This window comes from Microbispora sp. H10885 (assembly GCF_014161415.1).
Lineage (GTDB): Bacteria > Actinomycetota > Actinomycetes > Streptosporangiales > Streptosporangiaceae > Microbispora > Microbispora triticiradicis.
In genome coordinates this window covers 369,695-383,186 of record NZ_JABBWY010000007.1, presented here as the reverse complement: position 1 = coordinate 383,186, position 13,492 = coordinate 369,695, and the positions used below count along the sequence as shown (strand labels likewise).

Genomic DNA, 13,492 nt, shown 5'->3' with positions numbered 1-13,492 from the left:
ATCGTGTCTCAGGGCGTGTCGGGGTGGCATCCGCCGACGAGAGGAGACCGGGTGGACGCGGATTTCGTGGAGTTCGTACGGCGCCGGGGCGACCATCACCTGAGAACGGCGGTGCTGCTGACGGGAGACTGGCACGCCGCCGAGGACCTGGTGCAGACCAGCCTCGGCAAGCTGTACAAGGTCTGGCATCGGCTGGACACCGGCAGCGAGCCCGACGCCTACCTGCGGCGCATCCTGGTCAACACCCACCGGTCCTGGTGGCGGGCCCGATGGCGGCGGGAGATCCCGCGCGCCGAGCACCCCGGTATGCCGAGCACGGAGGACCTGGGTGAGACGCGGGCGGTGGCCGAGGACGTCAGGAACGCGCTGGCCAGGTTACCCGCGCGGCAGCGCACCGCCCTGGTGCTGCGGTTCTTCGCCGACCTGCCCGAGGCGGAGGTCGCCGACCTCATGGGCTGCTCGGTGGGGACCGTCAAGTCGCACACCCACCGTGGGCTGCACGCGATGCGGCGACTGATATCACCCGGCCTGGTGGTCAACCACGCCGAGGCGGAAGGGAGTGGTCTCCGGTGAGACCCCGACACGAGGAGCCGGAAATGAACGAGAGAGACCTGCGTACGTTGCTCGTCAGAGCCACCGAGGATCGGCCCGCGGGCATCGACCTCATGCCGTCGATCGCCCCCCGGCCGAGGCGGGTCCTGGTGCCGTCGCTCGCCGCGCTGGGGGCCGCCGCGCTGGTGACCGTGATCGTGACGGCGCTGCCCGCGAGCCAGACGTCGGCGCAGGCCCAGGTGGCCGCCGCCCTCCACACCACGAGCGGTGAGAGCTTCCGGATCCACGTCCAGTCGGGCGGCCGGACGTGGGACGGCGCCTTCGATCCCGTCCGGCGGGTCGGCGTCATCGCGGAGGCGGGAGATCCGTCCGAGACCCGCTTCGTCGGCGACCTGATGTACCAGAGGCCGGCCGGCGCGGCGAAATGGGAGGAGCTGCCGCGCGTCGACGAGAGACTGCGGAACGCACCGCCGACGGCCGCCCTGGTCAAGCTCGCCCCGCAGGACCCGCAGGCGGCCCTGGAGCGGCTCCGTGCGGCGACCGACGTACGCGAGGACGGCGCGGCGTCCGGCCCCGGGTGGAGCGGGCGGCGGTTCGCCTTCACACTGACGGGCGGATCCGGCTCCGACTCCGGCTCCGGCGACGCGGAGTTCCGGTCTCCGGCGCTCTCCGGCCAGGTGGACGTGGACGACGAGGGCCGGGTGCGACGCCTGGAGTTCGACTTCCCGAAGGACAGCCATCGTCTCGTCATGGACATCGCCGACTTCGGCACCCCGGTGACCGTCACCGCCCCGCCCCCCGGCGAGGTGGTGCCCGGGCCGGTGGACGCCTCCGGCGGGGCCAAGGGTGAGCACTCCCCCGATCTCAAGGGGCGGGACACGAAGCCGGCCGCCGGGAAGTCCTGATCAGGCGGTTTCCGGGCCGGGGCGGCGCCGCCCCGGCCCGGGACCCCGAGGCGGCGTGACCGCGACGGCCACCGCACTCGTCAGGGAAGAGCGACGAACCACCTCAGGAACTCCCGGGCGGAGGGGGTGTCCAGCCGGTAGTCGATGTTCGTCGACCTGCAGACGTCGTCCACTCCGCTGATCGTCGTGGCCACGAGCAGATCGGAGTCGGCGGTGCCGAGGAAGTTCGGGCCGCCGGAGTCTCCAAAGCAGGTCCCCCCTTCCCCACGCTCCGAGTCAGGCGTCAGCCTGAGCCAGGTGGCGCCGAGGCGCCCGAACGAGATGGACGTCCGGTTACGCGTGTCGTTGTAGGTGAACCGCCATCCGCCCTCCCTCTTCGTGGGGGTCAGCGCGCCGTACCCGACGGGGGTGAACCGCGTCGACCTCAACGTGCCGTCGTCCCGCATCCGGTCGAGCAGGCCCTGGGCGGGCAGCCGGGCCGGCTTGATCGCGGGGACCGCGGAGGGGAAGACGACGACCGCCACGTCATGGAGATGGTGCCCGCGCGTGTACCTCGGGTCGCGTACGAAGCGGCCGGTGAAGACCTCGGCCCCGGGCTTGTAGCGGCCGGCGAAGGAGACCCGCGCCGTCCGCTTCCCCGGACGGCCGCAGTGGGCGGCGGTGAGGAAGACGGTCGGGGAGATCAGCGTGCCGGTGCAGTACGCCCACGTGCCGTCGCTCTCCGGGGCGTCGCCGATGAGGGCTCCCACCTGCGGATGATCGTCGCGGTCCACCGAGCCGTTGGTGATGGCCGACGCGGGGGTGGCGATTCCGACGATCATACAAAAAATAATCATGACAAATGGGACGAAACGCATGGGCAAATGTACCCCGTTTATGCGCTTCGCCCCGAAACCCAGGGAAAAGATCTACCGGCCGCGTATCCGGACGGACGTGCGGGAGAACGCCGGGAAAAGCCCGGCCGGGCCGGGTCGGCAGCCCGTCCGCCGATCGGCCCCATGGATGCCGTGCGCGTCACCGGCGCGGTCCGCGCCGACGACGGGCACGGCGAGTGGTGGCGTACACCCAGGCGGGAGGCGCGACGACGGTCACGGCAACCTCCCCGATCGGCGCGGCTTCGTACGGCGATCCGCGGTAACGGCCGGGACGGGACGGAGCACGCGGCGGCCTCGGCAGGGGCGAGCACAACCAACCTCACGCAATTCCCCGGAAGGCTTTCGCCCGCCGCGCAAAGCGGCTGTGAGCCCTGGGGAACGACACGCCCAAACACCAGAGGAAGCTGCGCTTTCTGATGCGCGAAGGCGTTGTTTGCGGCTTGATGGGTGACTGTGCCGTTTGTTACCCATAGCGTGAGAACCAGGGTCTGGATCCAAAGGTTCGATGGATCGAATCGCGCTCCGTGTGGCCGGAGTTCCCGGTGACATCACGGAGTCGACGGAGTGATACCTATGCTCAGAGAAGCACTGGCCGCCGGCACGATCGCCGTATCGGCCCTCGCCGCCCCGGTGGCGCTGCAGGCGCAGTCCGCCAGCGCCGCCGGTACCACCGCCCAGGCCATGCAGGCTCCGGCACAGCCCTGCCCGGGAGGCAGGTGCCGTGGACGGGAGCGTCAGCGGTACGGCCAGTACGGCCAATACGGCCGTACCGGGCAGGTCCGGGAGCGGGAACGCGTACGTGAGGAACGCGGACGCGAACGCACGCGGCAGGAGATTCGTGGCCGCGAACGGATCCCGGCCCGGGAAGAGCGCGGACGCGAACGCTTCCGCGAGGAGACCCGCGGACGCGAACGCACACGCGAAGAGACCCGCGGACGCGAACGCTTCCGGGAGGAACCTCGCGGGCGCGAGCGCATGCGCGAGGAGACCCGCGGACGCGAGCGCATACGGGAGGAACGCGGACGCGAGCGCATGCGTGAAGAGACCCGCGGACGTGAGCGCAGCCGTGAGGAAATCCGTGGCCGCGAGCGCATCCCGGCCCGGGAAGAGCGCGGACGCGAACGCTTCCGCGAGGAGACCCGCGGACGCGAACGCACACGCGAAGAGACCCGCGGACGCGAACGCACACGCGAAGAGACCCGCGGACGCGAACGCTTCCGGGAGGAACCTCGCGGGCGCGAGCGCATGCGCGAGGAGACCCGCGGCGGCGAGCGCATGCGGGAGGAACGCGGACGCGAGCGCATGCGGGAGGAGACCCGTGGCCGCGGGCCGGAGCGCGAGCGCACCCGCGAGAGCGAGCGGGGCGGGGAGGAGTTCGGACGGTGACGACGGCTCCCGGCAACAGGGACAAGAGCAGGGAGAGACAGGAAGCGACAGCCGCAAGGACCGGATAGTCCACGCCCATCGAACCTGCCGGACCCATGGCCCCACGAGGCCGTCGCCTCGCGGGGCTCTCCCGTTCCCCGGGCAGGCCAGGATCGGCCGGCCCGGACATCGCGGTCGCTGCGGACGTCGCGGCCACGCGACAGACGCGCTCAGCTCCCCACCGGCTTCAGGAAGCCCTCCAGCGCCACCGCGCCCTTCCCGTAGCGGTCGTCCAGTTCCCGTCGCAGCTCCGGTGTGGCGACGTACACACCGGCGCCGACCCGGTTGCCGACGGTGTCCACGGCCAGGTTCAGGAACCGCCGGCTCCGCATCTCCCCCTCCAGCTCACGCTGGATCCGGCGGAGTTCCGACTCGGTCCGCTCGGCCCCGCTCACGCACAGCGCGCCGCCCCAGACCTCGCGGATCCAGCGCTCGCGCCCTGAGAGGTCGCCCGTGAACCTGAGGTTCAACACGTACCGCCCGGGGTCGTTGCCGATCTTCTCGATGGTGCGGACGTCATGGGAGTCGATTCCGTCCATGTAGTGCTGGTCGAGCCATCCGCCGGCGAACTCGTCCGCGGACGCCGCGCGATCCATCGCCGCCCGCATGGCCTCCTCGGTCGCCTTCGCCCGGTCGACCGGACGCCAGCCGCCCGCGGGTTCCGGACACGGACTGGTCATGTCGGTCCCCGGCCCACCGTCTCCCCCGGGTGCGCGGTCTCCCGCCGGCGGACGGGCCTCGCGGGGAGGTTCGGTGAGCGTGAGCCGGGAGCCGTCCCAGGTGCCGACCACCCGGTACTCCCCCCAGGTGACGCCGCCGGACGACTCGGCGCCGACGGCCTTCCAGTCCCAGCCCACGATGTCCGCTCCGCCGCACCGGGGAGGGTACGACTCCGCGACCGAGGCGCACAGCTGCGGCCCGTGGTCCTCGTTCTGCAGCACGGTCCCCGTCGCCGTGTAGCGCGTGTCACCGGCGGGAGCGGCGACGTCCGGCGGCGACCCGCAGGCGGAGGCGGCGAGCGGGACGACGAGCAGCACGGCCAGGGGGAAGACCACGGCGGCTGACGGGAAGCGGCTCATGCCGACTAGACGAAAAGGCGTCTCCCCCGGTTCACCGCGTGACTCGCCAGGCGATCCGCGGGGTGAAACGGCTGGCAGGACGGGCGATGGCGGCGGACGCCCGGGCGATCTCACGCGATTCCGCCGCACCAAACGGCACATGACCGTAATTCACCCCCTTGACACCACAAATCGGACGGAAAAAACTCGGAGACCGTGCCACACCCCCCACAGCGGCGCGTGGACCGCCACGTCGCCGCGAAGGAGCCTGTATGAGGCGTCTGTTCGCCGTCGTCGCGTTGCTCGCCGGCTTCCTGCTGGTGCCCACGCGGTCGGACGCCGCCGTCGTCAACGTGGCCCCCTGGGCCACCGCGACCGCCTCCTACACCTCCCCCTGGGAGAACGTCGCCGCGATCAACGACGGCGTCGACCCGTCACGCTCGAACGACCTCCGGAACCGCCGATGGGGCACCTGGCCGCAGGCGGGCGAACAGTGGGCCCTGCTGACCTGGCCCTCCGCCCAGACGATCTCCTCGGCGCAGGTGTACTTCTTCGACGACGGAGGCGGCGTCCGGGAGCCGGTCTCCTGGAGGCTGCAGAGCTGGGACGGCGCCGCCTACGCCGACATCCCCGCCGCCTACCCCGTCACCGTGGACGGCTACGTCACCGCCTCCTTCCCCGCCGTCACCACCACCCGGCTGCGGATCGTGCTGGAGAGCGGGAAGGCCGCGGTCGGGCTCCTGGAGGTCAAGGCCTTCGCCGACGCCGCCGCCGCCGCGCAGAGCGGCTGGAACCCGCCCGCCGCCCTGGTCACACCGCTCGACGAGGTCTGGCGGCACACCGAGTCCGGCGACCGCGATCCGTACGGCTTCCGCAACTTCGGCTGGGACCAGATCATGGCCAACGGCGGATCGATCAACTACTGCGTCCGCTGGGACTCCCCCGCCCCCGTGTCCGCGGAGTTGCGCGACCGCATCCACGCCGCGCTGGGCAGGTCGTTCGGCAAGTGGATGAACGTGATGGCCGGTCACGACGGCTGGCCGTACGCCGAGGTGCCGGTCAAGGTGGTCGGCTGGGCGGTCCGCGACCGCGCCACGCTGCAGTGGGACGACGACTCGGTCGACGTGTACGTCGGCGACATGCGGGAGGACGCGCCGCAGTGCGCGGAGCCCTGCGGCCGCTTCTTCAACCAGTCGGGCGCCTATCCCGACTGTCCCGGCGGGCCCTCCCACCACTACGACATGTCCCTGTGGCTCACGGCGGGCATGGACGGCGGCGCGGGAGGCGACTGGGGCCAGCGCGTCGGCAGCGAGTATCTCGTGGACAACCTCGGCAGCGACGACATCCACATCCTGCTGCACGAGATCGGGCACGGTTTCGGGCTGGACGACTTCTACGACTGGACGCCGACCGGCCAGTGCTGCTTCCTCATGAAGGCGGGCTCGGCCACCTCCATCACCGAGTTCGACGCGTGGATGCTGCGTGACCTCTGGCGCCACCTGAAGAGCCGCTACGGCTACTGACCCCCGCCTGCCCCGGCCCGGTCACGCTGCCGCCTGGTCACGCTCCGGCCCGGTCACGCGAGGACGGTACGCAGCGCGGCCTCCAGTTCGCCGGGGGCGGCGGGGCCACGCGACCGCCAGGCGACGACGCCGTCCGGCCGTACGAGCGAGGCGCCCCCCGCCGTGATCCCGTAGGCGGCGGTGAACCGGCCCTCCGGATCGCCGAGGCCCCCCGCCGCTCCGACGACGTGCGTCCCGACGGTGACACCGGTCCGCCGCGCGGCCTCGGCCGCCGCCTTCTCCCACGGTTCTCCCGCCGGACCCGCGAGCAACGTGAACGCCGGGCCGAACAGGTCGCGGGAGGAGACCGGAACGCCATCTCGGTCGAGCCGCACGTGCGGCGCCCGCGTTCCCGGGCGTCCCGAGGGCGAAGCCGGGTTCTCGAAGAGGGGACGGCCGTCGTCCGGCTCGGCGGCGAAGGCGCCCGACGGGCAGACGTACCCGAACAGTCCCACCGCGGGATCCATGATCTCGGCGACGCTCTCGTCACGCAGGTGCGGAGCGTGCCGCTGGACCATGTTCGCGTACTGCTGCTCGGCGAGGACGTCGGCGTACGGCCGGCGCTCGGCGTCGTAGGAGGCGACCAGGCCCGGACCGGCGAGGCCCGCCAGCGTGTACGCGAGCCGCCAGGCGAGGTGGTAGCCGTCCAGGACGGCGGCGTTGCCGCCCTGCCCGCCGGTCGGCGGCATCAGGTGGGCGGCGTCCCCGGCCAGGACGACCCGCCCGGAGCGGAAGGTGTCGGCGACCCGGGTGACGTGCCCGCCCGGGGACGACCAGGCGGCGTCCACGACGCGCGGGTCCAGGCCGGGCACCCCGCAGGCGGTGCGGATCACCTCGGTGAGCCGGTCCGGGCCGGGCTCCTCACCGGGGTCGAAGGCGCAGCTCAGCACGTAGCGGCCGGGGTGATCGGTGGTGACCACGGTGGCCGACCCGCCGGGCAGTGCGGGGTTCTGGATGTAGAACAGGCCGAACGCGGCGCCCTTGAGCGTCACGTCGAGGTCGGCCTCGAACTGCAGGAACATCGTCCGCATCGGCCCGGGCGAGGTCCTGCCGTGCGCCGCGATCCCGGCGGCGTCCCTGATCGCGCCCTTGTGCCCGTCCGCGCCGACCAGATAGCGGGCCGTGACGGTCCGCCGCCGGCCGGTCGCGCGGTCCACGAGCGACGCGACGACGGAGTCGCCGTCCTGCCGGAACGACTCCAGCACCGTGGAGAACCTGATCTCCGCCCCGAGTTCGACGGCCCTTTCGGCGAGGATGCGCTCGGCGCGCTCCTGGCTGACCATGCCCATCGGCGCGGGAGACAGAGCGGACATGTCCGGAGCGGCCTGCACGAAGTCGTGCAGGACCCGGCCCGTGACGCTCTCCGCGATCACGATGATGCTCTCGTCCGTCCCCGGCGGCGCCGCGGCGAGGAACCGCCCGGCCACCCCGGCCGTGGCGAGCGCCTCCATGGTGTGAGGCATCTGCCCCCGTGCCTTGGGCTGGGTGGACAGGCCGGTGTGGCGCTCCACGACGAGCGCGGGCACCCCGTGGACGCCGAGGAACATCGCGGTGGACAGGCCCGCCAGGCCTGCCCCGGCGACGAGGACGGGTACGGACTCTCCTGGCATGCTCCGCTCCCTGACAGATAGAATTCGTTCGACCGATAGGAAATCTCGATGCATCGAGATATCTACTTCAGCCGGATGGAGCGTCCGTGTCAAGGCATCGATCCGAAGCGCTGCGATCCCTCATGGACGCGATGCGCGAGAACGCCGGTCGCGGCCTGGCGCTGCACCAGGCCATCGCGGACCGGTTCGGGCTCGGGCCGACCGACCTGAAGTGCCTGGACCTCGCCCGCCACGAGCCGGAGCTCACCGCGGGGCGGCTCGCCGAGTCGACCGGCCTCAGCACCTCGGCCGTCACCGCGCTGATCGACCGGCTCGAACGCGGTGGCTTCGTCGAGCGCCACCGCGACCCCCTCGACCGCCGCAGGGTCCTGATCCGGTCGACGGGGCGGCACGAGGCGGCGCTGCGGGAGATCTTCTCCAGGATCGAGACGGAGTTCCTCGCGGTCGTCGACGGCTACGACGACGGCCAGCTGGAGATGCTCACCGAGTTCGTCGGACGCCTCAACGCGCGGGCCCGGGAGGTGACGACCCTCCTCACCGGCCGCCCTCACCAGTGACCCCTGCCGCTCTCCGGCCCCACGGATACGCTCCTGTCACCTCTGACGACTACTGAACGTCATATGTGTGTGACGGAAAGTATCGGGAAGGGAGTGCGCGATGCACGCGCAGCGACAGGAGGTGAGCCTGTGACGTCCCTGCTTCACCTGGACTCCAGCGCCAGCGACCACGGCGACTCGGTCACCAGGCAGTTGACGGCGCTGTACGCCGACACCTGGCGGTGTCTGCACGGGAGCGCGGGGTACCGGTACCGCGACCTCGCGGCCGAACCGGTCCCGCTGGTGTCCCCGGCCTTCGTCTCCCTCGGCATCCGGGTGGAGAGAAGGGGCGCGGTCACGCTGCCGGAGGTGGCGGAGATGACCGAGGGCCCCGCCGAGGAGCGTGAGTGGGCGCTGACCCTGCCGCTGATCGCGGAGATGCGTGCCGCGGAGACGGTGCTGGTCGGCGTCCCGATGTACAACTACTCCGTGCCCGCGTCCCTCAAGGCCTGGATCGACCGGGTGACCTTCCCGGGGGCCTTCCTCGACGCCGGCACGGGAGACCACCTCCTCCGGCGGACGAACGTGGTGGTGGTCACCGCCCACGGCGGGTGCTACGCCCCGGGCACGCCACGGGAGGACTTCGACTTCCAGACGCCCTACCTGAGGGCGTACTTCACGGACCTGGGAGTGGCCCCGGAGAACCTCTGCTTCGTCGGCGCGGAGATGACCAGGGCGTCCGACGTGCCCGCCCTGGCCCGCTTCAAGCCCCTGGCGGCGGACTCGCTGGCCACGGCGCGGACCGCCGTGTCGGAGCTGGCGGGCCGTGCGGCGCGCAGCGGCGCGGCGGCCCGTACGCGGTGAGGCGCCGGCCGCCCGGCGGCCTGTCGTGAGAGGCGGTGTCCGCCCACCGGCGGACACCGCCCGCACGGCCGCCGCGTGTCACCTTTCCGCGCCGCGATTCGTCTTAAGGACGAGGACCGCAGACATGACCCGGCGGGAGGCCGTTTCCACGTTGACGTCCGGCGTCCGATGCCGCACCCGTGACCGGGCAAGCCCGGTAACCAGGCCTACCGAAGACATTCTGTAAACGCATTGTCAGGATGTCTCGACGCTTCATGTCCGGTGAATCGAGAATCGCGTCCGCGGGGCGGCGATTTCGATTGGCGTGCCATTTTCTCGCGGCGTGGGCCCGCCATTCATCAGCCACGTTCTCGGACGGCGATTTCCCGCCGACGGCCTTACACGCGGGTCACGCCTGCCAGGATGGACCGCCCGGCGATAAGTGCGGCTACCGGCCGGGCGGTCCATCCGCTCAGGTGAGCGGCTGTCGCCGCTCCACCGCCACTCGGTAGCGGTGCGTGATGGTCGCGAGTTCGGCGGTCTTGTCGTGGCCGGGACGACCGGCGATGCCGCGCTCCGCGCCGTCCATGTTCCGGTTGGCGAGGATGATGGCGGTCGTGGCGGGGCGCCTGGCGGCCTCGTACCGCAGCAGGGCGGTGGCCACGTCGTCGCCTTCCGCGAGTTCGGCGGCGAGCGTGGCGGCGTCGATGACGGCCTGCGAGGCGCCGTTGGCGCCGATCGGGTACATCAGGTGGGCGGCGTCGCCGAGCAGGGTCACCCGGCCCTCTCCCCAGTGCGGCAGGGGGTCGCGGTCGACCATCGGGTAGCGCAGGATGCGGGGGCTGCGGGCGAGCATCGCGGGCAGGTGCAGCCAGTCGAAGTCCCAGTCGGCGAGGTGGGGCAGCACCTCCTCGATCCGTCCCGGGCGGTTCCAGCCCGCGTCGCCGGCCAGGCTCTTCGACGGGGCCGCGACCAGGCAGACCCAGTTCACCAGCGCCTTGCCGCGCTCCGCGTGGCGCCGGGAGACCGGATAGGCGATCAGCCGGGTGGCCTGCTCGTCGTTGGCCAGGATCATCGTCCGCCCGTCGAGGAACTCGTCCAGTTCGGACAGGCCCCGCCACATGTCGACCCCCGCGGGGGACAGCGGGACGCGGTCGGGGTGGAGCTGGGACCGCACCGCGGAGCGCAGCCCGTCGGCGCCGACCAGCGCGGCGGCCTGGATCTCGACCGCTCCCCCGCTCTCGTCGTGCGCGAGGACGCGGACGCCGGAGGGGGTCTGGTGGAAGCAGATGACGCGGAGCCCGGTGCGCACCGCGCCGGGGCCGAGCCGGTCCCGTACGGCCGCGAGCAGGAGCATCTGCAGCTCGCCGCGGTGGATGGAGTACTGGGGGTGCTCGTGGCCGGCGTCGACGCCCCGGGGCTCGGTCCACAGCGTGGTGCCCTTGTGGTCGAGGTAGCGGTGCTCGCGGGTGCGGATGCCGGTGGCCGCCAGCGTCTCGCCGAGCCCGAGCTCGGTCAGTATGCCGATCGCGGCCGGCTGGATGTTGATTCCCACTCCGAGCGGCGCGAGTTCGGGCGCGGCCTCCAGCACGACCGCGTGGATCCCCTTGGCGTGCAGGGCGAGCGCGGCGGCCAGCCCTCCTATTCCCGCGCCCGCGATCACGATGTCGGCGGTGTTGGCAGTCGTCATGGCGTCGCGCTCCCTGGGCCGGGGGTGGCTACTCTTCGTCACCTTCGGGTGGGCGGTGCGGTCAGGGCCGGGCCCCGGACACCGCCCGCTCTGGGGGATGCGCGGGCGACGTCCGTCCGCCGATGCCGAGAGGCGGACGGAGTGTGTCGCATGGGGCCCGGACCCGCTTGTGGGTTGCCGCGGAGTGCCTGGTCAGGCGTGATGGACGGAGATGACCTTGTAGGGCTGCGGAGCCGCCTTGGCGATCTCCGCCGTCCGCTTCGCGATGGCCTGCGCCTCGGGGTCGCCCATGGTCGCCTTGATGTCGTCGACACTGCGCCACTGGGCGAGGTTCACGACGCGGGTGCCGTCCGCGCTGGCGAGAATGTTCACCGAGACGAAGCCGGGCCGGTGCTGCATGACCTTCTCGGTGCCCTCGTTCAGAATGGCGATTAGTTCCTGCTGCTTCGAGGGGTCGACGTCGAAGATGTTGATGAAGGTTGCGACTTGGTCGTCGACGCGAATCACGGTCTCAGTCATGACTTCATCGTATCCGACAATGAACCATTAGAGTCAAGCCTCTTTGTTAAACAATCGCGGACCTCGAACACGAGAACTCCTCACTGAATATCTCGTCCGGAGAGCAGGAAATGCCGCTTATCTCAAGCGGACGCGGAGGGTCCGGACGGCCTTCCCGGCCGTCCGGACCCTTGGATGTCGGCGCGGGGCATGCCCCGCGCGGTCTCAGGCCGGCGTCAGCGAGGGACTGGCCTGCAGGTCGAATCCCTCGTACCCCGCTTCCGCCACCTCGCTCAGCTTGGCCCGGTACGACCCCAGCCCGGCGAAGTAGAACATGACCGTGTTCTTCTTGCCGGGGATGTTGGCGCCGAAGATCCACGAGGCGACCTTGGGGAAGAGCGTGTACGCCGCGAGTTCCCGGCAGGTCTCGGTCCACGCGTCCTCGGCGCTCGCGGTGGCCTCGATCACGGTCGTGCCGTTCTTCTCAGCCGTGCGGATCAGGCCCGCGATCCACTCCACCTGGGTCTCGATGCCCGGCGGCAGGTTGCTGAAGGCGCTGTTCGGCCCGAGGACCATGAACAGGTTGGGGAAGCCGTGGGTGGCGACGCCGAGGTAGCCGGTGGGGCCGTCCTCCCAGTGCTCCCGGATCGTCACGCCGCCCCGGCCGCGGATGTCCATCCGCTTGTAGCTGCCGTCCACGGCGTCGAAGCCCGTCGCGAAGACCAGGACGTCGAGTTCGTGCTCCACGCCGTCCTCGGTGACGACACCGTTGGGGGTGATCTCCCTGATCGGGTTCTCCTTGATGCTGACCAGCGTGACGTTGTCGCGGTTGAAGTTCTCGTAGTAGTCGGGGTTGCAGATGGGGCGCTTGGCGTAGAGGTCGGTCGGCGTCAGCTTGCGCGCCGTCTCCGGGTCCTTCACGATCTCCCTGATCTTCGACCGGATGAACTCCGCGGCGGCCTCGTTGGCCGCCGGATCGGTCACGATGTCGGAGAACGTGCCGAACATGAAGCGGAAGCCGTTCCCCTTGTCCCAGTACTCCTGGAACACGCGCCGGCGCTCCTCCTCGGAGACGCTCATCGCGGGGACCTCGCTCTCCTCGAACCCGCAGGCGACGCGGGAGCCGCGCACCTGGTCCCAGATGAGGTCGTAGCCGGCCCGCACCTCCGCGACGTACTCGTCGGTGACCGGGCCGTGGCCGGACGGGACGCAGTACTGCGCCGAACGCTGGAAGACCGTCAGATGCCCGGCCACCTTGGCGGCGGCGCAGACGAACTGGGTGCCGGTGGACCCCGTGCCGACGACGCCGACGCGCTTGCCGTCGATGCTGAGGTCGTCGGGCCAGGCGCCGGTGTGGACGATCCTGCCCCGGAAGCGCTCGCGGCCCTCGATGTCGGGGATGTTCGCCGTCGACAGCGGCCCGAGCGCGGTGACCAGGTACCGCGTGGTGAAGGTCTCACCGGTGTCGGTGCCGATGGTCCAGACGCCCCGGGACTCGTCGAAAACCGCGCTCTCGACGCCGGTGTTGAGCTGGATGTCCTCGCCCAGCCCGTGCTTCTCGACGACCGCCTCCAGGTAGGCGAGGAGCTCACGCTGGGGGGTGTACTTGGTGGTCCAGTTCCACTCCTGGAGCATCTCCTTGTCGAAGGAGTAGCGGTAGACGAAGCCCTCGACGTCCGACATGGCGCCGGGGTAGCGGTTCCAGTACCACGTGCCGCCCACGCCGCCGGCGCGGTCGAAGGCCCGCACCCGTAAGCCGAGTTCGTTGCGGAGCCTGTGCAGCATGTAGATGCCGGCGAAGCCGGCGCCGACGACGATCGCGTCGAAGTCGGTCGTGCCCGGCTCGTTCGTGCTCTGATCGGTCGTGCTCTTGTCGGTCGTTATGGGGCCGGTCGTTATCGAGTCGGTCAAGGTCGCACTCCTTCGTGTTTCCTGTCC

General features: G+C 71.1%; 12 protein-coding genes. 6 read left to right on the top strand and 6 right to left on the bottom strand.

Annotation, left to right across the window (positions count from 1 at the left end; genetic code table 11):
- The first annotated feature begins 51 nt into the window (after window positions 1-51).
- Window positions 52-573, top strand: a complete 522-nt coding sequence (locus HHX37_RS20735) for a SigE family RNA polymerase sigma factor (RefSeq protein WP_182877993.1) — start codon at window positions 52-54, stop codon at window positions 571-573.
- Between the two features lie 23 nt (window positions 574-596).
- Window positions 597-1,457, top strand: a complete 861-nt coding sequence (locus HHX37_RS20730; protein WP_182886426.1) for a hypothetical protein — start codon at window positions 597-599, stop codon at window positions 1,455-1,457.
- An 80-nt stretch (window positions 1,458-1,537) separates the two neighbouring features.
- On the opposite strand, the gene HHX37_RS20725 is transcribed toward HHX37_RS20730, so the two are convergent.
- A complete protein-coding gene (locus tag HHX37_RS20725) occupies window positions 1,538-2,278 on the bottom strand; it encodes a trypsin-like serine protease (protein WP_220502994.1) in 741 nt (246 codons plus the stop codon).
- 627 nt (window positions 2,279-2,905) lie between these two features.
- On the opposite strand from HHX37_RS20725, the gene HHX37_RS20720 reads away from it, so the two are divergent.
- On the top strand, window positions 2,906-3,718 hold the full coding sequence (locus tag HHX37_RS20720; protein WP_182886424.1) for a hypothetical protein: 813 nt from the start codon (window positions 2,906-2,908) through the stop codon (window positions 3,716-3,718).
- A 209-nt stretch (window positions 3,719-3,927) separates the two neighbouring features.
- On the opposite strand, the gene HHX37_RS20715 is transcribed toward HHX37_RS20720, so the two are convergent.
- On the bottom strand, window positions 3,928-4,836 hold the full coding sequence (locus HHX37_RS20715) for a hypothetical protein (RefSeq protein ID WP_182879249.1): 909 nt from the start codon (window positions 4,834-4,836) through the stop codon (window positions 3,928-3,930).
- Window positions 4,837-5,087: 251 nt separating this feature from the next.
- Between HHX37_RS20715 and HHX37_RS20710 the strand changes: the two genes are divergently transcribed.
- A complete protein-coding gene (locus tag HHX37_RS20710) occupies window positions 5,088-6,338 on the top strand; it encodes a cellulose-binding protein (RefSeq protein WP_182886423.1) in 1,251 nt (416 codons plus the stop codon).
- Between the two features lie 53 nt (window positions 6,339-6,391).
- Here the strand turns inward: HHX37_RS20710 and HHX37_RS20705 are convergent, their stop codons facing one another.
- A complete protein-coding gene (locus HHX37_RS20705; RefSeq protein ID WP_182879251.1) occupies window positions 6,392-7,987 on the bottom strand; it encodes an FAD-dependent monooxygenase in 1,596 nt (531 codons plus the stop codon).
- A gap of 86 nt (window positions 7,988-8,073) precedes the next feature.
- On the opposite strand from HHX37_RS20705, the gene HHX37_RS20700 reads away from it, so the two are divergent.
- Both HHX37_RS20700 and HHX37_RS20695 read left to right on the top strand, forming a co-directional pair.
- Window positions 8,074-8,544 carry a MarR family winged helix-turn-helix transcriptional regulator gene (locus tag HHX37_RS20700; RefSeq protein ID WP_182878028.1) on the top strand — a complete coding sequence of 157 codons (471 nt, stop codon included), beginning with the start codon at window positions 8,074-8,076 and terminating at the stop codon, window positions 8,542-8,544.
- Window positions 8,545-8,673: 129 nt separating this feature from the next.
- The gene (locus HHX37_RS20695; RefSeq protein WP_182879252.1) at window positions 8,674-9,387 is read left to right on the top strand and encodes an FMN-dependent NADH-azoreductase; all 714 of its coding nucleotides are present in this window, start codon (window positions 8,674-8,676) and stop codon (window positions 9,385-9,387) included.
- Window positions 9,388-9,838: 451 nt separating this feature from the next.
- Here the strand turns inward: HHX37_RS20695 and HHX37_RS20690 are convergent, their stop codons facing one another.
- The 3 genes from HHX37_RS20690 to HHX37_RS20680 form a co-directional block, all read right to left on the bottom strand.
- Window positions 9,839-11,056 carry an FAD-dependent monooxygenase gene (locus HHX37_RS20690; protein WP_138461318.1) on the bottom strand — a complete coding sequence of 406 codons (1,218 nt, stop codon included), beginning with the start codon at window positions 11,054-11,056 and terminating at the stop codon, window positions 9,839-9,841.
- 192 nt (window positions 11,057-11,248) lie between these two features.
- Window positions 11,249-11,575, bottom strand: a complete 327-nt coding sequence (locus tag HHX37_RS20685) for an antibiotic biosynthesis monooxygenase (protein WP_182878031.1) — start codon at window positions 11,573-11,575, stop codon at window positions 11,249-11,251.
- 204 nt (window positions 11,576-11,779) lie between these two features.
- The gene (locus HHX37_RS20680; protein WP_259403205.1) at window positions 11,780-13,465 is read right to left on the bottom strand and encodes a flavin-containing monooxygenase; all 1,686 of its coding nucleotides are present in this window, start codon (window positions 13,463-13,465) and stop codon (window positions 11,780-11,782) included.
- Window positions 13,466-13,492 lie beyond the last annotated feature (27 nt).